The following is a 22,661-nucleotide window of genomic DNA, read 5'->3' as shown; positions in this document are numbered from 1 at the left end:
CCAGTTTTTACCATTGAAAAATTAATTATATTTCAACCCAATCACCCCTCTATAGCCGTGATGACCAGCTCGATGACCAAATCGTTGCTCATAACGTACATCCGTGTACAAATACAGCTTACGAGATAAAGGCAATTGCAACCCTACTCCTGCTTCCCACCATAGATTCCCATAACCTTGTTCAAATTTCACATCATTAATCCGAACTCCCGTGCGATTGTAAAAATCTTTCCAAATATTCGCAACCGCATAAAGGGAACGTGCTTGCCATTCATCATCTAACGCTCTATTACGCACAACCCGAACGCCTACACGGCCTCGCAACGCATTGCTATTTGACATCTCTATCTTATCGTTCGGATTCTTCGAGGCAATAAATTGATAAATCAATTGGGCTTGAGGCTCTATAAACCACCCTATTTTTTCTTCTGACGAACTCACTGCGAAAGGCTTACCCGCTTCTACTGAGAACAATACCCCAAAACCACTATATCTTACTTTTTCTCCCTCTAAACGTGCTTGGTACTGATTTCTGAAATAAGACATCAATCCCACTAAATCCACATAACCGCCATCTTTTGCATAACGGGTATGCTCCGCTCCTAGATGGAAATGATGGGTGCGAAGTTTTCCTTGATAGAGGAGGTGCTTATTCTCATCTTCACCATAGAATTTCGCTTTACCTACTCGATAACCCGCAAATATCCCCGTTAATCTATGCCCCGCTTCTTTCTTCTCTATGCGGTCATAACCTAATTGAAATCCATAATCTCGCAACTTAAATGACGCATTTTCATCTCCTTTTTGCGTCAAATAATCCCCTAACACTCTGCCCCAAGGCTGACCTTCTGTTTCCTTCAATTCCCTGTTCTCACCCCGTCTTTCGTGTAAGGTGCGTACGCTCGCAAATCCCTGTTCTAAATTCACTCTCGGTGCCAGTGCCAGCCAAGACATTGTTGGTTGTTGCGGTTGGCTTGGTTGGGTCGGTGGTTGAGGTATTGATGCTCCTGAATCTGGTAGTGTTTCTGGTTCTTCAGGTTCTGGTGATTCGTCTAAATCGTACCCTTTCTCTTTCGCATATTTGAGGGCTTCTTCACGCTCGTCTTCATATTCAATATTCTCAAGCATCCCTTTAAAGTATTCTTCAAGATTTTTTTTAGTACACCATTCCTCTGCTTCTGGTTCTGATGTATTTTTGCAATAATCTAGTTCTTCATCAACCCCCTTTAAACTCTTCTAACGATATGCCACCACGATCCTCCTCCTTCGCAATAACAACGTTTGGCATTACTAAACTAACAAGCCCTAAAACAGCAAGCCAAGTTTTTAAATTTGTTTTCATTTCCCCCTCCAAAAATAAAAATAACCAATGGTATGAATACCTTATTATAAGTAATTTCGGGGGGGGGGGGTAAAGCATACTTTATGAATTTGTGAGAAAAATCACAGATTTTATCTACAAAATTCGGAAAGATTGTTACAGTTTTGTTAATTCCCTTTTTATTACGAACATTCGTCATAAAAATAGATAACAAAATGACCGCACTTTATTTTTCCTTATTTACTATACCTGCCTATTCCACCGTTACCGCTTTCGCAAGGTTTCGTGGTTGATCCACGTCTGTGCCTTTGATTAAAGCAATGTGGTAAGAGAGGAGTTGTAACGGCACGGTATAGAAAATTGGTGCAGTTACCTCATCAACTTTAGGTAACACAATGGTTTTGAAGCCTTCATCATCGCTGAAGCCTGCATCGTGATCAGCAAAGATATAAAGTTGTCCCCCTCTGGCACGCACTTCTTCAATGTTTGATTTCACTTTTTCAAGTAAATCATTTTCTGGCGCAACCACAATCACCGGCATATCGCTGTCAATTAAGGCAAGAGGCCCGTGTTTGAGTTCGCCTGCCGCGTAAGCTTCAGCGTGAATATAAGAAATTTCTTTCAATTTCAAGGCAGATTCCATTGCGATTGGGTAAAACTCGCCACGTCCTAAGAATAAGGTGTGATGTTTATCAGCGAAATCTTCCGATAATTTTTCAATTTGTTTATCGTAAACTAACGCACTTTCAATTTGTGCTGGCAAACGTTGTAAAGCCTGTACAATGTGATGTTCTTGTTCTTCGCTCACTGTGCCTTTTAAACGCCCAATTGCCGCATTTAATAATAATAAACAGGTTAATTGAGTGGTAAAGGCTTTGGTTGATGCCACGCCAATTTCCACGCCCGCACGGGTCATAAAGGCGAAATCTGATTCGCGTACTAAAGAAGAACTTGCCACGTTACAGATTGTCATTGCGGTCATATAACCTGATTCTTTGGCTAAGCGTAATGCCGCTAAAGTATCCGCCGTTTCCCCTGATTGAGAAAGGGTGATCAGCAGGCTATTTGGGCGAGTAACGAATTTGCGATAGCGAAATTCGGAGGCGATTTCCACATCACAGCTTACGCCTGCGATCGATTCAAACCAATAGCGTGCCACCATTCCCGCGTTGTATGAGGTTCCGCACGCCACAATTTGAATATGCTCCACTTTTTGCAAGATTTCTGCCGCATTAGGACCAATGGCATCAATATTGACTTTACCATTAACGATACGCCCATCTAGGGTATTCATAATCGCAACGGGCTGTTCAAAAATTTCTTTTTGCATATAGTGGCGATACTGCCCTTTGTCTGCGGCGTCCGCTTCAAAATGCCCTTCGTGCATTTCACGCTCAACGGCATTGCCTTGTGCATCAAAAATTTGTACATCACGGCGAGAAATTTCCGCCACATCGCCTTCTTCTAAGTAGATAAAACGACGTGTTACGCTTAATAACGCTAGAGGATCGGAAGCTAGGAAGTTTTCACCCACACCTAAACCGATAACCAATGGGCTGCCAGAACGTGCTACGATTAAATGCTCAGGTTCATCTTGGTGCATTACCACTGTGCCATATGCCCCACGCAATTGTGCCACGGTTTTTTGCACAGCTTCTAATAATGAGCTAGCGGTGCGGTATTCCCATTCCACTAAATGTGCGATCACTTCGGTGTCAGTTTGAGAAAGAAATTTATAACCGCGTTTTTGTAATTCTTCACGCAATTCTTCATAATTTTCGATAATCCCGTTATGCACAACGGCAATTTTACCTGAGCGATGCGGGTGAGCATTGGCTTCTGATGGCTCGCCGTGGGTTGCCCAACGGGTGTGAGCGATGCCTGTTCCCCCTAAAATTGGATGGGCTTCTAGGGCTTCATCTAAGGCTTTCACTTTACCTACACGGCGTACGATTTGCATATGATGATTTGCATCTAGCACCGCGATACCCGCTGAATCATAACCACGGTATTCCAAACGATGTAAGCCATCGACTAAAATTTCCGCCACATCACGTTGTGCTACTGCACCCACAATTCCACACATAACATTTCCTTTGTTGTAAGTTTGTAAAAAATAGTCAAAATTTACACCGCACTTACGCAGATCACTTCCACGCCTTGCGATTCAATTTGTTGCTTAATTTCCGCTGGCAACGCATTATCGGTAACTAACACGTCAATTTGCTGCCAAGTTAATTCGATATTCGGCATTTTTCTGCCAATTTTTTGTGATTCCACCATCACAATCACTTCACGGGAAACTTCTGCCATCACGCGACTTAAATCCACTAATTCATTAAAGGTGGTCGTGCCACGCTCTAAATCAATGCCGTCCGCCCCAATGAAAAGCTGATCGAAATTATATGAACGCAACACCTGTGCCGCCACTTGCCCTTGAAACGATTCCGAACGGGTGTCCCAAGTCCCCCCTGTCATCAATAGCGTTGGCTCATTTTCTAATGCACGCAATTGGGTCGCTACCGACAAAGAATTCGTCATCACCACCAATCCCTGCTTTTTGTTGAGCTGATGAATGAGGGCTGCTGTTGTGCTGCCGCTGTCAATAATAATGCGGTTATGATCCGTAATGCGTTCAGCCGCATATTTGGCGATCGCTAACTTTCGATTCGAAAGCGGTTCATCTTGGCTTTCATCGAGCAATTCCTGTGGCATTAGGATTGCACCGCCATAACGACGTACTAACACCCCATTTGCCTCAAGTGCGGTGAGATCTTTACGAATGGTTACCTCTGAGGTTTCAAATAACTGTACAAGCTGTTCCACACTCACTTCGCCTTGGCTTTGCAATAATTGCACGATGCGATGACGGCGTTGTTGCGTATTTCTGGGTTGAATATTTCGTTTCATAATCTTTAATCAGATTTAAATTTCGGTTCGGAATGTTATAGAAAGAAAAGGCAAATGTAAATAGAAAGTTTGTTAAGGAAAACAAAGCAACTGTTTTTTTAAATCGTATAGACAAAAAACCCTGCATTACGCAGGGTTAGAAAATAAGGACAATGAATTATTTGATCGCATCTTTTAATGCTTTACCAGCAACAAACGCTGGCACTTTTGATGCAGCAATTTGAATTTCTGCACCTGTTTGTGGGTTACGACCTGTACGTGCTTTACGCTCGTTCACTTTGAATGTACCAAAGCCGATTAATTGAACTGGCTGACCTGCTTTTAAGCTACCAGCAATCGCGTCTAAAGTTGCTTCTAATGCCGCTTTAGCCTGCTTTTTATTTAACTCTGCTGCACTTGCAATCGCATCAATTAAATCCGTTTTGTTCATAAATTAGTACCTTCTCTATTTCGATAATATTAAACTTGTTAAGAAAACTCTTAACACCAAATGCAATCATAAATAACTGAATACACAGTGCGATAAAGCATACTCTAAGTTAAGAATAAAGCAAAGCAATCTCAGTGAAAAATGTTAGCTAAATCACATTATTGCTTAAATTCTATACCAATATTTGATACGCCCTCAGCCCGAATTTCATTTTTTAAGGATAAAATCAACGCCACATCTCGCTCTTCGCAATCCTTTAACAGGCGGTAGATCTGCCACTGCACATCAAGCTCTTGTTCAACATAGGCATTAGTTTTCAATTCTTGTTCGGAAAACTCACGCTCTTCTTCCTGTTCCAATGCCCCAATCACGGTTTGTAAGGAAATCAAGCTCAGTTGAATCGCACGTTCCAACGTTTCGCCGGCAATTAAACTATGCAATAGCTCAGAAAGCCCCTCGCAAGCCTCAATAGCGGGAACGATGCCGTAAAACTCGTAGTCATTCACATCAGGAATAATGGCTTCAAATTTTTCCAGTTGATGATCGAAATTAATATTTGCCCCTTTCACCGTTAAATGTTCCCAAACAAGGTTCAAAATATTTTGATAAACCTTCGCTTGAGCAGGCTGTTCCGTTACTTGGCAGAAAAGCTGAAAATTAGGCAACATTCGCTCACATAAGCACGCCATAAAGGTGAGATGTTGCCAGCTCACCAAATTTTCTAAACGTTTATGAATCGGATTACGCATTGTTTCCCCTTATTTATGATAGGCTTGGGAATATTGATGAATGGCATCAACGAAAACTTTCGGGCTAATTTCGGGTACATCTTGATGAATACCGTGTCCGAGATTGAAAACGTGGCCGCTGCCTTCGCCAAAATCCGCCAAAATTGACCGCACTTCTTGCTCAATCCGAGCTGGTGAAGCATAAAGCACAGAGGGATCCATATTGCCTTGCAAAGCGACTTTATGTCCAACACGCTTTTTCGCCTCAGCTAAATTTACAGTCCAATCTAGCCCAATCGCATCACAGCCCGTATCCGCAATGGCTTCCAGCCACAACCCGCCACCTTTGGTAAACAAGGTAACTGGTACTTTCCGCCCCTCATTTTGGCGGATCAGGTTTTCAACGATTTTTTGCATATATTGCAAGGAAAACTCGAGATACTCACGATGCCCCAACACGCCGCCCCAAGTATCAAAAATCATTACCGACTGCACTCCCGCTTTAATTTGAGCATTAAGATAAAGGGCGACCGCATCGGCAAGTTTATCTAATAATAAATGCAAAGTTTCTGGCTCGGCATAGAGCATTTTTTTGATTTTGGTGAAGGCTTTGCTGCTCCCGCCCTCAACCATATAGGTGGCAAGCGTCCAAGGGCTACCCGAAAAACCGATCAACGGCACTTCACCTTTAAGTTCACGGCGAATGGTTCGCACTGCATTCATCACATATTGCAATTCCTGCTCAGGATCAGGAATAGGCAAATTTTGCACCGCACTTTTATTTTCGATTGGGCGAGCAAATTTCGGGCCCTCTCCTGCCCCAAAACTTAAGCCCAAGCCCATTGCATCGGGAATGGTGAGAATATCAGAAAATAAAATTGCTGCGTCAAGAGCATAACGGCGTAAAGGCTGAAGCGTAACTTCGCACGCCAGCTCCGCATTACGACAAAGGGACATAAAATCCCCCGCTGTCGCTCGGGTGGCTTTGTATTCTGGCAAATAACGCCCCGCTTGACGCATCATCCACACGGGGGTCATATCCACAGGTTCACGCAATAATGCTCGCAGATAGCGATCATTTTTTAGTTCAAACATCAAAAAATCCTTTCTTTTTTAGACCGCACTTTTGTCGTGTTCCGCACAAAGTGCAAGGGTTTGGTTAATCAATTTTAGGGCAATCGTGCCTTCTGGTGGCAAGGTTGGCAAGGGTTCATCATAGGCAAACCATTGTGCATCACTTAGCTCCGCTTCTTGCAAGGTGATCTCACCGCTCGCGTAATCAGCTAAAAATCCGACCATTTGCGAATTTGGAAACGCCCACGGCTGGCTGCCAAAATAGCGGATATTCTTCACCTTAATCCCCGTTTCCTCAAACACTTCTCGCTCAACGGTTTGCTCAAAACTTTCGCCTACTTCCACAAATCCTGCCAAAGTGGTGTACATTTTTTCCTGCTGATGACGCAAATGATTGGCGAGCAAAATCTGCTTCCCTCTCCGCACTGCTACAATAATAGAGGGACAAATCACAGGGTAAGTGCGGTGCGAACAAGCGGCATTTTTGCATTGCAATGCTAACTCTTCCCCCACCATCGCCATCGGTGAACCACATCGCCCGCAAAAACGGTGCGTTTTCAGAAAATGGTTAATTTCCACACCTCGATTTAACAAATTAAATTGTATTTCGGGCAAATGAAGCTGACTGCGTAACGAGGTATATTCCCGCCAATCTTGCTCTTGCTCAGCAACCAACCAAAGGGGCTGCGTTTCGCCTGCCCTCTCCATTCGCCCAATTTCCATTGCTGGCAACCCTTGCAACTGAAACGCACTCGCCAGCCCTTGGGGTAACTTGCCGTCAATTAAATAAATCGCCGAACCTTGCGTTAAAAGCCAAACGCCCTGCGTGTCTGGGGAAAGAGGTTGCATCAAAAAACGCATAAAAAACTCACCGCACTTTCTTGGTTTATAGAATTGTTTAATTAGGGGGTATTTTACAGATTTATTTGGGTTTCGCTATGAGAAATTATTGTTGTTAAACGTTGATCGCACTATTTTATCATTGCATAAATCCTTAAGCTCAAGATTAGGCAAAATGACGAATACAAGTAATACAGAATAATTTAAAACTAAATAGTTATACCCGTTTATATTCTTGTTACTATGCTTTATGCAAAAAGAAAATCGTCAAATATCTATGGTAAGGTTTTAGATCTAAGAAATTATAAAGATGAAAATTTCCTTATTCTAGCTTTCCCCATTTCTTTCGTTACAACCTCAAGCAAAAAGGGCATCTTTCGATGCCCTCTCTTAACGTTCTAGTGTTACCTAGCAATCATCATTATTTGATGATTTTCGCTACCACACCCGCACCTACTGTACGACCACCTTCACGAATCGCAAAGCGTAAACCTTGGTCCATCGCGATTGGGTGAATTAAGCTTACTGTCATTTTGATGTTATCGCCTGGCATTACCATTTCCACGCCTTCTGGTAACTCGATTGTTCCTGTTACGTCAGTTGTACGGAAATAGAATTGTGGACGGTAACCTTTGAAGAATGGAGTGTGACGACCACCTTCTTCTTTTGATAATACGTAAACTTCTGATTCGAAGTCTGTGTGTGGTGTGATTGAACCTGGTTTCGCTAATACTTGACCACGTTCGATTTCTTCACGTTTTGTACCACGTAATAATGCACCGATGTTTTCACCCGCACGACCTTCGTCAAGTAATTTACGGAACATTTCAACACCTGTTACGGTAGTTTTCGCAGTTTCTTTGATACCTACGATTTCTACTTCATCACCCGTGCGGATAATACCACGCTCTACACGGCCTGTTACTACTGTACCACGACCTGAGATTGAGAATACGTCTTCGATTGGTAATAAGAATGGTTGGTCAATCGCACGCTCTGGCTCTGGAATGTAAGTGTCTAAGTGGTTTGCTAACTCAAGGATTTTTTCTTCCCATTGTGCATCACCTTCTAAGGCTTTTAACGCTGAACCGCGTACGATTGGAGTATCATCACCTGGGAAATCATATTGAGATAGAAGCTCACGCACTTCCATTTCTACTAATTCTAATAACTCTTCGTCATCTACCATATCGCATTTGTTTAAGAATACGATGATGTATGGTACACCTACTTGGCGACCTAATAAGATGTGCTCACGAGTTTGTGGCATTGGGCCATCTGTCGCTGCTACTACAAGAATTGCACCGTCCATTTGTGCCGCACCAGTGATCATATTTTTAACATAGTCCGCGTGTCCTGGGCAGTCAACGTGTGCATAGTGGCGAGTTGGGGTATCGTATTCAACGTGTGAGGTGTTGATGGTGATACCACGTGCTTTTTCTTCTGGTGCATTATCAATTTGATCAAATGCACGTGCTGAACCACCGTAGTGTTTCGCTAATACTGTGGTGATCGCTGCTGTTAAAGTTGTTTTACCATGGTCAACGTGGCCGATTGTACCCACGTTTACGTGCGGTTTTGTACGTTCAAATTTTTCTTTAGACATTAAGAGTCCCTCTAGATAAACACGGTTATCGATGGTTCAAAATACCACATTAACCAAATGAATAAGTTTGTGCTAAATATAAGAGAAAGGTGAAGTTAAGGCTGGTGCTGATAGGCGGATTTGAACCGCCGACCTCACCCTTACCAAGGGTGCGCTCTACCAACTGAGCTATATCAGCGCTTGGAGCGGGCAGCGGGAATCGAACCCGCATCATCAGCTTGGAAGGCTGAGGTAATAGCCATTATACGATGCCCGCAGTCCTAAATTCATCTATCCCATCAGAATTCATCTACAAAATGGTGGAGGGAGAAGGATTCGAACCTTCGAAGGCTGAGCCGGCAGATTTACAGTCTGCTCCCTTTGGCCGCTCGGGAATCCCTCCGCACTAAATGAATGAACTTGGCTACGCTTGGTTATGGTGCCGACTACCGGAATCGAACTGGTGACCTACTGATTACAAGTCAGTTGCTCTACCTACTGAGCTAAGTCGGCGTCGTAAGCAAGTGAGGCGTATTATAGGGAAATTTTTATCACTGACAAGCGTTTTTTTGAAAAAAAATCGATTTTTTTAATTGTTCGTTTATTTATCAGCCAAAGTGAACAAATTTTATAAAAAAATCCTCGATTTACACTAAAATTCTCTCTCCATAAAAGAATTTATAAGGTATATTTCTCCACATCGTTTTATCAAATATAAAGATAACATTGTGAGTTTTTCTAATTCAAACGCATTAAGCGAACAATTAACCCCTTTTCTTACGTTTAATCGTCAACAGTGGGCAGAATTACGTAAATCCGTGCCATTAAAGCTTACTGAACAAGACCTTAAACCTTTATTAGGCTTTAATGAAGAGCTTTCTTTAAATGAAGTAAGCACAATTTACCTTCCTCTTACTCGCCTTATCAACTATTACATTGAAGAAAATCTTCGTCGCCAAACCGTTTTAAAACGTTTTCTTAGCCAAGATACGCAAAAAACACCTTACATTATCAGCATTGCGGGTAGTGTGGCTGTTGGGAAAAGCACTTCTGCACGGATCTTACAATCTTTACTCGCAAACTGGCCACAAGTTCGTAGAGTAGATTTAATTACTACAGATGGTTTTTTATATCCGCTAGAAAAACTCAAGGCAAAAAATATATTGGATAAAAAAGGTTTTCCTATCTCTTACGATACTCAGCGTCTCATCCATTTTCTTGCAGATATCAAATCTGGTAAACGCAATGTTAAAGCCCCCATTTATTCACATCTAACTTATGATATTGTGAGAGATAAATTTGATATTGTTGACCAACCAGATATTCTTATTTTAGAAGGTCTAAATGTCCTACAGCAAAGTAATACCCACACTAATCAAGTTTTTGTATCTGATTTTGTAGATTTTTCTATTTTCGTCGATGCCGAAGAAATACTGTTAAAAAAATGGTACATCCATCGTTTTTTAAAATTTCGCCGTAGTGCTTTTAGTAATCCTAACTCTTATTTTAAACACTATGCTTCTCTTTCGGAGCAAGAAGCGATTCAAACTGCAAGTAAAATTTGGGATGAAATTAATGGCAAAAACTTACGAGATAATATTTTACCCACTAAAGAGCGAGCGAATTTGATTCTAATTAAAGGTGAAAATCATATAGTAGAAAAAGTCAAATTGAGAAAATAAAAAATCGTTGTTGATTAACTCCAACAACGATTTTTCAATATTCAATGTTCTAACCTTGGAAAAAAGAAGCTACTTCAACGAAAAATTTTAATAAACTTGCATTTAATAAATCGATGAAAAATGCTCCAACCATTGGCACAATTAAGAAAGCTTTGTGTGATGGTCCATAATGAGATGTTACCGCCTGCATATTAGCTACAGCTGTAGGTGTTGCTCCTAAACCAAAACCACAATGCCCTGCACTTAAAACAGCCGCATCATAATCTTTCCCCATTACTCGGAATGTCACAAAAATCGCATATAGTGCCATTACAACAACTTGAATTAATAAAATCACAAAAATAGGCAAGGCTAATCCAGCTAATTCCCACAATTTTAAAGACATTAATGCGATGGCTAAAAAGATCGATAACCCTACGCTACCCAAAATATCAATCGCCTCATCTGCAACTTTAAATTTAAACACATGAGCTAAAGAATTCCGCACAATAACGCCGGTAAACAAACACCAAACAAAAGTAGGCAATTGAAATGCCGTCCCTTTAGCTAACAAATCTAATTGCTGTCCAATAAATAAACAAACAGACATCATTGTGATGGTTTCAATAATGGAACGAGTATTAACCTTACGACGGTACACTGGTTTTTCAAAAGCTTCCTCAACATCATCAAGATTTTCATCTTCAGGAATTTCTTTCCGATGTAAACGCTTTAACAAGAAACTAGCAACGGGACCACCAATCACTCCACCAAAAACGAGTCCAAAGGTTGCACAAGCCATTGCCAATTCCATTGTACTTTGTAATCCAAAACGATTCGCTAAGGCATCAGCCCAAGCAGCACCTGTACCATGACCACCTGTCAATGTGATAGAACTCGCAATTAACCCATACGCAGGTTCAATCCCTAAAGCCAATGCACTAAATATGCCTACCGTATTTTGTAACGTAATTAATCCAGCCGCAACAAACAGAAATACGACTAACGGTTTTCCACCTTTTATTAAACGCGAAAAATTTGCACTTAGCCCAATAGATGTAAAAAAAGCAAGCATCATCGTGCGTTGTAGATTTGTATCAAAGCTAAAACTCAATCCCCAAAATTTATGCACTAGCGTCAATACAATAGCCACAAGAAACCCTCCAACTACGGGTTCTGGAATATTATAATGACTCAATAGACGAACACGTTTCACTAAAAAATATCCTAGCAACAAAACCAAACAAGCTAGTGCCAATGTTTCATAAGTATCAAAAACCATATAATCTCCTCATTAGTTTATCCGTGTAGTCAATGCTAAAAACAAATGATTACAACTTAAGAAATAGAAGAATTTCACTATACCAAAAAAAAAGCGAGATTATAAGTTTGTATTCGCAATCAAAGAAATTTTTCCCTTTGTGAAGAACATAGAATATTTTTTAGCCACCACCTTCACTAACCTAGAATATCTAATACAGAAGAAGGAACAAAATTGCTGACATCTCCACCGTGTAAATAAATTTCTCGCACGATTGTGGAAGAAACAAAAGCCCATTTTTCGCTAGGGGGGAAAAATAAACTTTCCACGCCTTGCCCATTTTCATTTTTGGTTAATAAGCGATTTAGGCTGGCGAGCTGTAGTTCGTATTCAAAATCGGTGGTGGTTCGCACACCGCGGATAATGGCGTGAATGTGTTTTTCTTGCACCACCTTAGCCAGCAAATCAGCAAAGCCAAATACTTCCACATTGGGTAAGTGAGCGACCGCTTGCTGTGCAATTTTCACTCTGGTGTCTAAATCGAACAGGGGCTTTTTGCTCGGGCTGGCGGCAATGGCAACAAAAACTTTGGAAAAAAGCACCGCACTTCGTTCGATAATATCTAAATGCCCGTTGGTGATGGGATCAAAGGTGCCGGGGTAAATTACGCTTGTCATTTTTTCTCCTTTAAGTTCTGCTATGGCGTTCAGGCAAAATTCTGTGTTTACGGGGCGTCCAAATAAGGTTGAAGTAAATCGAGCAAACGTTGTAAAGCACCGCGATTTTCTAATAATACGCCGTAGCCCGCTTTCCCTGTGCGTGCACGTAAGGCTGACGAATTCAGTAAAATTTCCACCGCTCTTGCGATGGCGGCAGCATTATTATTCACTTCAACAAAGCCCTGAACTTCCATTAAATTGCGGTAAACTTCGGGGAAATTGAAGGTATATTTACCACTCACCACAGGAATTTGAAAGGCCAACGGCTCAAGGGGATTATGTCCGCCTCGTTTCACTAAACTGCCCCCTACAAAGGCGACATCGGCCAAAGCATACATTAGCATTAACTCGCCCATTGTATCACCTAGCACCACTTGAGTATCGGCTTGTGGCACACGATTTTCACTGCGGCGCACAAAGGTGAAATGCTGTTTTTCAATTTGCTCCGCCACTTCGTTAAAACGTTCTGGGTGGCGTGGCACGAGAATCAGCAATAAATCGGGAAAGGCTTGTAATAATAAACGGTGACTTTCCAAAATCAGGCTTTCTTCACCTTCGTGAGTGCTAGCAGCAACCCACACAGGGCGTTGTTGTTTCCATTGGGCTTTGAGCTTTTCTGCTTCGGTGAGTAAGCTCTCACTTAGCACTAAATCATATTTAATATTGCCTGTGAGTTTGAGCTTTTCTGGATCGTAGCCTAGTTTGAGATAACGCTGTCCGCTGATATTATCCTGCGGCGCAATCAGGCTGATTTTGCTTAAAATGGCTTGGATATAGCTTTCCAGCCAGCCATAACGTTTTGCTGATCGGGCAGATAAACGGGCGTTAGCGATAATAAACGGAATGTGCTGTTTGTGCAGTTGATAAATGAGATTTGGCCAAATTTCCGTTTCGATCACAATGCAGACTTTAGGCTGAATAAAACGGATAAAACGTTTAATCACACCAGGTAAATCGTAAGGCAAATAAAAATGGCTCACTTGATCACCAAAAGCAGCTTTAACACGCTCAGAGCCTGTTGGCGTAACAGTGGTGAGGATGATAGGTAGATCGGGGTAACAGCGTTGAATCGCTTTCACCAATGGCGTAGCGGCAATTACCTCTCCCACCGAAGCGGCGTGAATCAGCACGCCATTCGGTTTTGGTGGCGTTTGCGAGGAAGCATACAGCCCGTAACGTTCGCCAATTCGCTGGCGGTAAGCAGAGGCTTTTAGGCTACGCAATAAAATAAATAGCCAAATCAGCGGTTGAACGAGATACATTATGCAAGTGTAAATTCTGTGCCACATAGCCGTTTCTTCATTAAACCGAAAAAATTGAGAAATTTGCCCCGCACTTTATTCATACACCTTGGCAGGATAAAGTGCGGTGGAATTTCGTGAAGTTTTTATTTGATTGATTGTTCAATAATGCCGCCGCCAAGGCAAATTTCCCCTTGGTAGAACACGGCAGATTGCCCTGGGGTTACTGCGATTTGCGGTTCATCAAAACGCACTTCAATGCTGTCATCATTAAGAGGAATGATTTGGCAAGGAATATCTGTTTGACGATAACGGGTTTTCACCGTGCAACGCAGGGGTTCGCGAATCGGTTGGCGATCCACCCAGTGCAGCTGTTGTGCGATTAATCCACTGGAAAGCAAGGCAGAATTATCCAAGCCCTGAGCGACCACTAACACATTGTTAGTGAGATCTTTTTCCACCACATACCACGCATTTTCTGCTTTGCCTTTCACGCCACCAATGCCTAAGCCTTTGCGTTGCCCTAGGGTGTGGTACATTAAGCCTTGATGACGACCGATCACTTCGCCCTCAGTAGTTTTAATTTCCCCTGGTTGGGCGGGTAAAAAGCGGGCTAAGAAATCTTTAAATTTGCGTTCGCCGATAAAGCAGATCCCTGTGGAATCTTTTTTCTTCGCCGTTGCTAGCCCTAGATCTTCCGCAATGGCTCGCACCACGGGCTTTTCAAGCTCGCCAACAGGGAAAAGGCTTTGCCCCACTTGGGCCTCGCTCAGGGTGTAGAGAAAATAGCTTTGGTCTTTGTTGGGATCTAAGCCTCGCAATAGCTGCGCCTTGCCGTTATGCTCACCACGGCGAACATAATGCCCTGTGGCAATGTAATCCGCCCCTAAATCTTCGGCGGCATATTCCAAAAAGGCTTTAAACTTGATTTCTTTGTTGCATAGAATATCAGGGTTCGGCGTGCGACCCGCTTTGTATTCCGCTAAAAAATGCTCAAAAACGTTATCCCAATATTCCGCCGCAAAGTTGATTTTGTGCAATTTAATACCGAGCTTGTCGCATACTGCTTGGGCATCAGCGAGATCCGCCGCGGCTGTGCAATAATCGGTGTCATCATCTTCCTCCCAATTCTTCATAAACAAGCCTTCCACTTGGTAACCTTGTTGCTGAAGAATAAAGGCGGAAACGGAAGAATCCACGCCACCAGACATTCCACAAATTACTTTAATTTTGCTGTTTTCTGCACGTTGGCTTTCGCTTAATTCAGGAAAATATTGTTCATAAGTTTTTGATTTCATCATAATTTTTCAAATTTTTGACCGCACTTTGGTTATTCGGAAATTATTTTACTTCGTAGAAATTCGTTTCGCTTTTGTTGAAGCGATCTAATTCTGACGCGTCCACTTCGCCTTTTTCAACTTTGGCTTTTAAATTATCGCAAGGTTCATCGCAATCACACACTTTTTTTAAACCCAGTGCGGAAATACCGCCACAGCTGCCAGCAATAGATTTGCGTTTAATGATATAGCCGATGGACATTGCAAAAATCACTGCAAGGAAAAAGCCGAAAGTAATAAAAAATAGTTCCATTTTTTCACCTTTATGGATTGATTAATTGTTTAAATGCGGAAGACATTTTCACGTTAAAGCCCGTTTCTGTTTTGATGATTAAATATACCGCTAATTGTTGCTGCTCCGCCACTTTGAGCGCTTCATCTTCACCGAGCACAAACAAGCCTGTTGATAAGCCGTCTGCCGTCATTGATGAGGGATCAAGCACGGTAATTGACGCCAAATGATGTTGAATTGGGCGACCTGTTTGCGGGTTAATTTCGTGAGAATAACGCACACCGTTTTCTTCGAAATAAATGCGATAATCGCCAGAAGTTGCCATTGCCAGATTGTGTAAGCCGACCACTTGTTCTACGCTTCTTGAGCCGTCCGTAGTGGGTTTTTCTATCGCAATTTGCCAAGGCTTGTTTTCACTGTTATTGCCTTTGGCACGAATTTCGCCACCAATTTCCACCATATAGTTATCAATGTGTAAACTTTCAAGATAGTCCGCCACTTGATCGACACCAAAGCCTTTAGCGATGGAAGATAAATCCACATAAAGTTCTGGCACAGTTTTTTCTAGGTAAAATTTACCCGCACTTTCACTCAGTGTTAATTTTTCAATGCCTACCCACGCACGGCGTTCATCAAGCTGTTGCTGGGTTGGGGCTTTTTCCACGCGTTTTTCTGGGCCGAATCCCCACAGGTTCACCAATGGCCCTACGGTAACATCTAATGCGCCTTGTGTAACCTTATTTAAGCGAATGGCTTCACCTATCACTTTGGCTAGATCCGCAGAAATTTCAATCGGGGTATCCACTGCGCGGTTTTGGTTAAAACGGCTTAATTCAGAAGTAGGAATATAGGTGGACATTTTTTCATTCACGTCTTTTAAGATTTTTTCCACCCCTTCGTGGGTATCCGCTGCCGATTGGGTTGCTTCTACGGTGATGTATTTAATGTGGTAAGTAGTTCCCATTGTTTTACCGCTTAAGGTAACAATTTCGGGATCTTTTTGGCAGGCGGTTAGGCTACTCACCAAGAGTAAGGCGATGGCCCAGCCGTAAACCGTTTTGACTTTTCTTAACATAAATCTATCGCTAATTTTTCTGTGGCTAAAAATGGCTAAAGCGGTCAGAAATCTGACCGCTCTTTTTCTTTATTTAACAGCGTTATCAACCGCCAAAGTCATCTAATAAGATGTTTTCGTCTTCAACACCTAAGTCTTTGAGCATTTTGATTACTGCTGCGTTCATCACTGGAGGCCCACACATATAGTATTCACAGTCTTCTGGGGCTTCGTGATTTTTCAGATAGTTTTCATAAAGCACGTTGTGAATAAAGCCGGTGTAGCCGTCCCAATTATCTTCTGGCAATGGATCAGAAAGTGCCACGTACCATTTGAAGTTGTCGTTTTCGGCTTGGAGGGTGTCAAAATCTTCCACATAGAACATTTCACGTTTTGAACGTGCCCCATACCAGAACGACATTTTACGTTTAGATTTCAAACGTTTTAATTGGTCAAAAATATGCGAACGCATTGGTGCCATACCTGCACCCCCACCGATAAATACCATTTCTGCATCAGTATCTTTCGCGAAGAATTCCCCGAATGGACCAGAAATAGTTACTTTATCACCCGGTTTTAATGACCAAATATAAGAAGACATTTGTCCCGGTGGTGCATCTGGGTTGCTTGGCGGTGGCGTTGCGATACGCACGTTAAGCATAATGATGCCTTTCTCTTCTGGATATGAAGCCATTGAGTATGCACGCACGATTGGCTCGTCCACTTTTGACACATAACGCCATAGATTATATTTATCCCAGTCTTCGTGGTATTCTTGTGGAATATCGAAGTCTTTGTAATAAACCGTATGTGGCTCAGCTTCAATTTGGATATAGCCGCCCGCACGGAATGGCACTTCTTCCCCTTCAGGAATTTGAAGTTTAAGTTCTTTAATGAAGGTGGCTTTGTTGTCGTTAGAAATAACGGTACATTCCCATTTTTTCACGCCAAACACTTCTTCAGGCAATTCGATTTGCATATTGTTTTTTACGTTTACCTGACAAGCAAGACGATAACCTTCTTTGGCTTCACGTTTCGAAATGTGAGAAAGTTCTGTTGGCAGAATATCACCGCCACCCTCGGTTACTTTCACCACACATTGACCACAAGAGCCACCGCCGCCACAAGCAGAAGAAACGAAAATGCCTTTACTCGCTAATGCACCGAGTAATTTTCCGCCTGCTGGCAAATGAATGGCTTTGCTTGGGTCGTGATTAATTTCAATAGTAATGTCCCCTGAATTAACGAGCTTTGATTTAGCAAATAAAATGATTACCGCTAAAGCAAGCACTAGCACAGTGAACATTGCAATACCTAAAATAATTTCCATTTAGTATCCCCTTCTTATAACTGAATACCTGAAAATGACATAAAGCCAAGTGCCATTAGCCCTACAGTGATAAAGGTGATGCCTAAACCGCGTAAGCCTGCTGGAATATCAGCATATTTCATTTTTTCAGTTAAACCTGCAAGTGCCACGATAGCAAGCATCCAACCTGTTCCTGCACCGATACCATAAACCACCGACTCGGCAAAGTTATATTCGCGTTGTACCATAAAAGATACGCCACCGAAAATCGCACAGTTTACCGTAATGAGTGGGAGGAAGATCCCGAGTGCGTTGTAAAGAGCTGGAAAGAATTTATCTAGCACCATTTCAAGGATTTGCACCAATGCCGCAATCACCCCGATGAAGATGATGAAACGAAGGAAACTTAAATCAATACCTTCCACCAATGCCCCATCTTTTAAGATATGGGTATAAACGAGTTGGTTAGCTGGCACGGCAATGCCTAATACTACGATTACCGCAATCCCTAAACCAAAGGCGGTTGAAACTTTCTTTGAAACCGCAAGGAATGTACACATACCAAGGAAGAAAGAAAGTGCCATATTTTCAATAAAAATGGACTTAACAAACAGACTTAAATAATGTTCCATTGCTTATTTCTCCACCTGTTCTGGTTTCCAAGTTCTCAAGCCCCAAATGAGGAAGCCGATAATAAAGAATGCACTTGGTGCTAAAAGGAATAAACCGTTTGCTTGATACCAACCGCCATCTTGGATGGTTTGGAACACGGTCATACCGAAAATTTTGCCTGAACCAATTAATTCACGCAAAAAGGCAACGATAATTAAGATTGCACCGTAGCCGATACCATTACCTAAACCATCAACAAAACTTGCCAATGGTGGCTCTTTCATTGCAAAAGCTTCTGCACGCCCCATTACAATACAGTTAGTAATGATCAATCCAACGAATACGGAAAGTTGTTTAGATAACTCATAAGCATAGGCTTGCAACACTTGATCCACAAGGGTTACTAATGATGCAATGATCGCCATTTGCACAATGATACGGATACTATTTGGAATGTAGTTACGGATACAAGAAATAAAGAAACTTGAACACGCCGTTACTAAACTCACCGCAATCGCCATTACAACAGCGGTTTCTAATTTCGTTGTTACCGCTAAGGCTGAACAAATACCCAAAATTTGCAACGCAATCGGGTTGTTGCTCACCACAGGAGATAACAATAATTTTTTCATATTTGCATTAGCCATTAGTTAGCCTCCGCTCTAAGTTTATCTAAATACGGCCCAAAACCATTACGTCCAAACCAGTAATCGAAAGAACCTTGAACGCCTTTCGTGGTTAATGTCGCACCAGAAAGCCCATCAATACCGTGTTCTTTGTCTGCTGACGCACCTTTACCAATTTTAATTGCCACTTGATCTTGTGCATTAAAGAGTTTTTTACCCACAAAATGTCTCTGCCAGTTTGGGTTAGCAATTTCGCCTCCCAACCCTGCAGTTTCACCTTGCTCATAGTAAGTGATCCCTTTAATGGTATTCGCATCAGGTGCAACAGACACAAAACCATACATTACCGACCATAACCCTGTACCATAAATTGGCAACACAATTTGCGAGGTTTTACCCTGTGCATCTTTCACTAAATAAACCTCAGCATATTTTGCCCGCACTTTAATTCCCGCTTTATCGTCTGCAGGGTTAATGGCGATGCTTTCCGCAGGGTCTTTCGCTGCCACGCGTGCATTGAAATTAGTGATGTTATTTACATAATCACCGGTTGCGAGATCCACAATTTTCGGCTCAATGTTTTTCGCATAAAGGTCTTTAATTTCTGCCCCTTTTGCTTTTGCAGGTAATAAGCCCGCTACACTGAGGATATTTTTTTGTTTATCTAATAATTTTTGCTCATTTTGCGTCGGTTTCAATCCAACCGCAGCGGTTGCGACAATAATTGAGCAAACTAAGCTGACTAAAACAACAACAAGGATTGTTCCGCCAACACTATCTTTATTAAACTTAGCCATTGCGCGCTCTCCGACGTTTGATATTTGCTTGAACAACCAGATAGTCAAAAATTGGGGCAAATAAGTTAGCTAATAAAATGGCTAACATCATACCTTCAGGATAAGCAGGATTTACCACACGAATAAGTACTGCCATCGCACCAATTAATGCACCATACCACCATTTTCCTTTATTTGTGAATGAAGCGGATACTGGGTCTGTTGCCATAAACAACATACCTAACGCAAAGCCACCCAATACTAAATGCCAATGCCAAGGCATTGAGAAAAGTGGGTTGGTTTCTGAACCAATCACATTAAATAAGGTAGAGGTCGCGATCATACCGAGCATCACGCCCGCGATAATACGCCAAGAAGCAATGCGTGCGAACACAATCACCGCTGCACCAATTAACAACGCAAGGGTAGAAACTTCCCCAATTGACCCTGGGATATTTCCTAAGAATGCGTCCATCCATTGAATTGGCTGACCTGTGGTAACTTGCTTTAATGCACCTTGACCGCCCGTTGCCCATTGTGAAAGTGCGGTCGCACCAGAGAAGCCATCAGCGGCAATCCATACAGAATCCCCTGAGATTTGTGCGGGATAGGCAAAGAATAAAAACGCACGCCCTGCTAAGGCTGGGTTCATAAAGTTTTTACCTACACCACCAAACACTTCTTTGGCAACTACAACCCCGAATGTCGTCGCTAACGCCGCTTGCCATAATGGCAAGGTTGGCGGAACGATAAGGGCTAACAAAATAGAGGTTACGAAAAAACCTTCGTTGATTTCGTGTTTACGCACTGTGGCAAATAACACTTCCCAGAAACCGCCCACGAGGAACACGGTTAAATAAATAGGAAGGAAGAAAATTGCACCTAGTGCCATTTTTGCTAGCACGCCCGCATCGGGTGAAACTAAGCCTAACGCGTTTGCTAAGGCAAAATGCCAGTTTGAATCCACGTTATGGGCTAAGTTCTGTGCAAAATCGCCCACTTTTAATGCAAGAATAGATTGCTCACCCACATTAAACATTCCGTAGAACATTGCTGGGAATAAGGCTAACCACACCAACACCATCATACGTTTAGAATCCAACGCATCACGGACGTGAGAGGCCTTCGCTGTTACTGTACCCGGTGTATATAAAAAGGTTGCCGTTGCTTCATAAAGGGCATACCACTTCTCATATTTACCACCCGGTAAAAAAGCAGGTTCCATTTTCTCTAAAAGATGTTTTAAACCCATTTTTAACCTTCCTTCTCGATCTTATCTAAGGCTGCACGCAGCATTGGACCGTAGTCGTTTTTACCCGGACAAACGAATGTACAAAGTGCGAGATCTTCTTCATCTAACTCTAAGCAACCTAATGCTTGTGCACTGTCTGTATCGCCCGCACTTAAATCACGCAACAACAAAGTTGGGATAATGTCTAATGGCATTACACGCTCATAAGCACCAATTGGCACCATCGCACGGTGTCCACCATTAAGTGCGGTGGTAAAATTGAATAATTTGTGTCCGAAATGACCTAACACAGTACGGGTGATAGAGTATTTGTTCGCCCCTGGCATAATCCAACCTAGGAACTCTTTCTCACGACCTTCTGCAATCACAGAAACCTGTAACGCATAACGTCCTAAATAATCTACCGCACCTTCCGCTTTATGACCGCTTAACACGGAACCTGAGATAATACGGTTTTCACCTTCTTTTAACTCGCCTTTAGTTAATTGGGCTAAGTTAGCACCAAGTTGGGTGCGAATTAAACGCGGATTTTTCACCTGTGGGCCAGCCAATGAGATCACACGGCCATTATAAAGTTCACCCGTGGTAAATAAGCGACCAAATGCGATCACATCTTGATAATTCAAATACCAAACCGTTTTCGTTGCACTAACCGGATCGATAAAGTGAATATGCGTACCGCTTAAGCCCGCAGGATGTGGGCCACCAAAATCGTGTACGGCTAAATTTGGTAAATCCACCGTTGGGATATTGCTATCGCCCGCTTTACATAAATGCAATTTGCCTTCGTGTAAACGGCTTAACACGGTTAAACCATTGGTAAAATCGTCCCAATGTGCTTTTAATACCACTTCAGGATCAGCCGCTAATGGATTGGTATCCATTGCATTGACAAAAATAGAAGATGGCACGGCATTAACAGCAGGCACTTTACTGAATGGACGAGTACGAAGTGCTGTCCAAAGCCCAGAGGCTTGTAAGTTTTGACGAACTTGCTCGGAAGTTAAACTTTTAAGCTCATCGGCGGAATATTTATTAAAGGTAACCTGATCATCACCTTCGATTTGAATCACTACTGATTGCAACACACGCTTAGCACCGCGATTAATCGCAGTTACAGTACCACTTGCAGGGGCAGTGAATAATACGCCAGGGTTCTTTTTATCTTCAAAAAGCACCTGACCTTTTTTCACCACATCACCTTCACGCACCTTCATTGAAGGACGCATTCCCACATACTCTTCGCCAAGCAAGGCAACTTCAGTAACGGCATTGCCGTTATGGATTACTTGTTCTGGCTTCCCAGCGATAGGAAGATCCAAGCCTTTTTTAATCGTAATCATATTGTATGCACTACTTTTCGTTAGATTAAAAATATAGCTATCGCAAGATAAAACTCAATGCGATAACCTCGTCTTGAGTAATGATTTTTGCTTAATTATCAACGATGAATGCAAACACATCGCAACAATGTCCACTCCAACCACATAAATTTAAAACTCAAATTCTTGGTGTAACCTCACTGACAACAAATGAATTGCTATCAATAAGTTAAAATTTTGATAAAAATTAACGGCTCATTTTAACTAATTAATAACTGACACGCTACTTTGACGAGCCGTTTTTGTGATTTTTTCCACAAAAAAAGCAATCAGTTTTGTGTGAAATCAATTTTTTAAATCTGAAAAAGAGA

Annotated in this window: 22 protein-coding genes and 4 tRNA genes; 1 reads left to right on the top strand and 25 read right to left on the bottom strand. The window is 42.2% G+C overall.

The annotated features are described in order from the left end of the window. Positions 1-21: 21 nt before the first annotated feature. The 13 genes from HBL79_RS11590 to HBL79_RS11535 form a co-directional block, all read right to left on the bottom strand. Positions 22-1,128 carry an autotransporter family protein gene (locus HBL79_RS11590; protein WP_046097239.1) on the bottom strand — a complete coding sequence of 369 codons (1,107 nt, stop codon included), beginning with the start codon at positions 1,126-1,128 and terminating at the stop codon, positions 22-24. Positions 1,129-1,216: 88 nt separating this feature from the next. Further along, on the bottom strand, positions 1,217-1,342 hold the full coding sequence (locus HBL79_RS12560; protein ID WP_256730369.1) for a hypothetical protein: 126 nt from the start codon (positions 1,340-1,342) through the stop codon (positions 1,217-1,219). Positions 1,343-1,574: 232 nt separating this feature from the next. Further along, positions 1,575-3,407, bottom strand: coding sequence for a glutamine--fructose-6-phosphate transaminase (isomerizing) (gene glmS / locus HBL79_RS11585; RefSeq protein ID WP_035689345.1), 1,833 nt, complete (start codon positions 3,405-3,407; stop codon positions 1,575-1,577). A gap of 41 nt (positions 3,408-3,448) precedes the next feature. Next, positions 3,449-4,231 carry a DeoR/GlpR family DNA-binding transcription regulator gene (locus HBL79_RS11580; RefSeq protein ID WP_035689342.1) on the bottom strand — a complete coding sequence of 261 codons (783 nt, stop codon included), beginning with the start codon at positions 4,229-4,231 and terminating at the stop codon, positions 3,449-3,451. Positions 4,232-4,388: 157 nt separating this feature from the next. Then, positions 4,389-4,661: an HU family DNA-binding protein gene (locus HBL79_RS11575; RefSeq protein ID WP_017805492.1), complete on the bottom strand. Its 273-nt coding sequence runs from the start codon at positions 4,659-4,661 to the stop codon at positions 4,389-4,391. Positions 4,662-4,819: 158 nt separating this feature from the next. After that, a complete protein-coding gene (locus tag HBL79_RS11570; RefSeq protein ID WP_035689339.1) occupies positions 4,820-5,410 on the bottom strand; it encodes a YjaG family protein in 591 nt (196 codons plus the stop codon). Between the two features lie 9 nt (positions 5,411-5,419). Beyond that, complete coding sequence (gene hemE, locus HBL79_RS11565; protein WP_035689336.1) at positions 5,420-6,484, bottom strand: uroporphyrinogen decarboxylase; 1,065 nt, start codon at positions 6,482-6,484, stop codon at positions 5,420-5,422. Between the two features lie 18 nt (positions 6,485-6,502). Further along, positions 6,503-7,312, bottom strand: a complete 810-nt coding sequence (gene nudC, locus HBL79_RS11560; RefSeq protein WP_035689348.1) for an NAD(+) diphosphatase — start codon at positions 7,310-7,312, stop codon at positions 6,503-6,505. Between the two features lie 412 nt (positions 7,313-7,724). Continuing rightward, entirely contained in the window at positions 7,725-8,909 is a 1,185-nt protein-coding gene (gene tuf, locus HBL79_RS11555) for an elongation factor Tu (protein ID WP_035689535.1), read from the bottom strand. A 102-nt stretch (positions 8,910-9,011) separates the two neighbouring features. Continuing rightward, positions 9,012-9,087 (bottom strand) — tRNA-Thr (locus HBL79_RS11550). Between the two features lie 3 nt (positions 9,088-9,090). Beyond that, positions 9,091-9,165 (bottom strand) — tRNA-Gly (locus tag HBL79_RS11545). A 41-nt stretch (positions 9,166-9,206) separates the two neighbouring features. Beyond that, positions 9,207-9,291: transfer RNA gene (locus HBL79_RS11540), tRNA-Tyr, on the bottom strand. Positions 9,292-9,325: 34 nt separating this feature from the next. Continuing rightward, positions 9,326-9,401 (bottom strand) — tRNA-Thr (locus tag HBL79_RS11535). Between the two features lie 215 nt (positions 9,402-9,616). Here HBL79_RS11535 and coaA point away from each other — a divergent pair. Beyond that, complete coding sequence (gene coaA, locus HBL79_RS11530) at positions 9,617-10,570, top strand: type I pantothenate kinase (RefSeq protein ID WP_035688934.1); 954 nt, start codon at positions 9,617-9,619, stop codon at positions 10,568-10,570. 49 nt (positions 10,571-10,619) lie between these two features. Here coaA and gltS read toward each other — a convergent pair whose 3' ends face one another. From gltS to HBL79_RS11470, 12 genes are all read right to left on the bottom strand, one after another. Beyond that, positions 10,620-11,831: a sodium/glutamate symporter gene (gene gltS / locus HBL79_RS11525; RefSeq protein WP_035688936.1), complete on the bottom strand. Its 1,212-nt coding sequence runs from the start codon at positions 11,829-11,831 to the stop codon at positions 10,620-10,622. A 176-nt stretch (positions 11,832-12,007) separates the two neighbouring features. Continuing rightward, a complete protein-coding gene (gene coaD / locus HBL79_RS11520) occupies positions 12,008-12,487 on the bottom strand; it encodes a pantetheine-phosphate adenylyltransferase (protein ID WP_035688938.1) in 480 nt (159 codons plus the stop codon). Between the two features lie 47 nt (positions 12,488-12,534). Further along, positions 12,535-13,818, bottom strand: coding sequence for a lipid IV(A) 3-deoxy-D-manno-octulosonic acid transferase (gene waaA, locus HBL79_RS11515; RefSeq protein WP_035688940.1), 1,284 nt, complete (start codon positions 13,816-13,818; stop codon positions 12,535-12,537). Between the two features lie 98 nt (positions 13,819-13,916). Further along, positions 13,917-15,068, bottom strand: a complete 1,152-nt coding sequence (gene mnmA, locus HBL79_RS11510; RefSeq protein WP_035688943.1) for a tRNA 2-thiouridine(34) synthase MnmA — start codon at positions 15,066-15,068, stop codon at positions 13,917-13,919. 43 nt (positions 15,069-15,111) lie between these two features. Further along, positions 15,112-15,360, bottom strand: a complete 249-nt coding sequence (gene nqrM, locus HBL79_RS11505; RefSeq protein WP_035688945.1) for a (Na+)-NQR maturation NqrM — start codon at positions 15,358-15,360, stop codon at positions 15,112-15,114. 10 nt (positions 15,361-15,370) lie between these two features. After that, a complete protein-coding gene (locus HBL79_RS11500; protein ID WP_046097233.1) occupies positions 15,371-16,414 on the bottom strand; it encodes an FAD:protein FMN transferase in 1,044 nt (347 codons plus the stop codon). A gap of 85 nt (positions 16,415-16,499) precedes the next feature. Then, complete coding sequence (gene nqrF, locus HBL79_RS11495; RefSeq protein ID WP_035688947.1) at positions 16,500-17,723, bottom strand: NADH:ubiquinone reductase (Na(+)-transporting) subunit F; 1,224 nt, start codon at positions 17,721-17,723, stop codon at positions 16,500-16,502. 14 nt (positions 17,724-17,737) lie between these two features. Next, positions 17,738-18,334, bottom strand: coding sequence for an NADH:ubiquinone reductase (Na(+)-transporting) subunit E (nqrE, locus tag HBL79_RS11490; RefSeq protein WP_017805503.1), 597 nt, complete (start codon positions 18,332-18,334; stop codon positions 17,738-17,740). A 3-nt stretch (positions 18,335-18,337) separates the two neighbouring features. Then, entirely contained in the window at positions 18,338-18,961 is a 624-nt protein-coding gene (locus HBL79_RS11485; protein WP_017805504.1) for an NADH:ubiquinone reductase (Na(+)-transporting) subunit D, read from the bottom strand. Further along, positions 18,961-19,737 (bottom strand): Na(+)-translocating NADH-quinone reductase subunit C, encoded by a 777-nt coding sequence (locus tag HBL79_RS11480; protein WP_017805505.1) that lies wholly within the window; start codon positions 19,735-19,737, stop codon positions 18,961-18,963. Before HBL79_RS11480 ends, HBL79_RS11485 begins: the two co-directional genes overlap by 1 nt. Beyond that, positions 19,730-20,968, bottom strand: a complete 1,239-nt coding sequence (locus HBL79_RS11475) for an NADH:ubiquinone reductase (Na(+)-transporting) subunit B (RefSeq protein ID WP_035688948.1) — start codon at positions 20,966-20,968, stop codon at positions 19,730-19,732. The genes HBL79_RS11480 and HBL79_RS11475 overlap by 8 nt, the downstream gene beginning before the upstream one ends. A 2-nt stretch (positions 20,969-20,970) precedes the next feature. Continuing rightward, positions 20,971-22,311: a Na(+)-translocating NADH-quinone reductase subunit A gene (locus tag HBL79_RS11470; RefSeq protein WP_035688951.1), complete on the bottom strand. Its 1,341-nt coding sequence runs from the start codon at positions 22,309-22,311 to the stop codon at positions 20,971-20,973. Positions 22,312-22,661: the final 350 nt, after the last annotated feature.

The organism is Avibacterium paragallinarum, assembly GCF_011765605.1.
Classification (GTDB): domain Bacteria; phylum Pseudomonadota; class Gammaproteobacteria; order Enterobacterales; family Pasteurellaceae; genus Avibacterium; species Avibacterium paragallinarum.
Note: the sequence above shows the minus strand (reverse complement) of the source record. Positions and strands in the feature narration are given on the sequence as shown.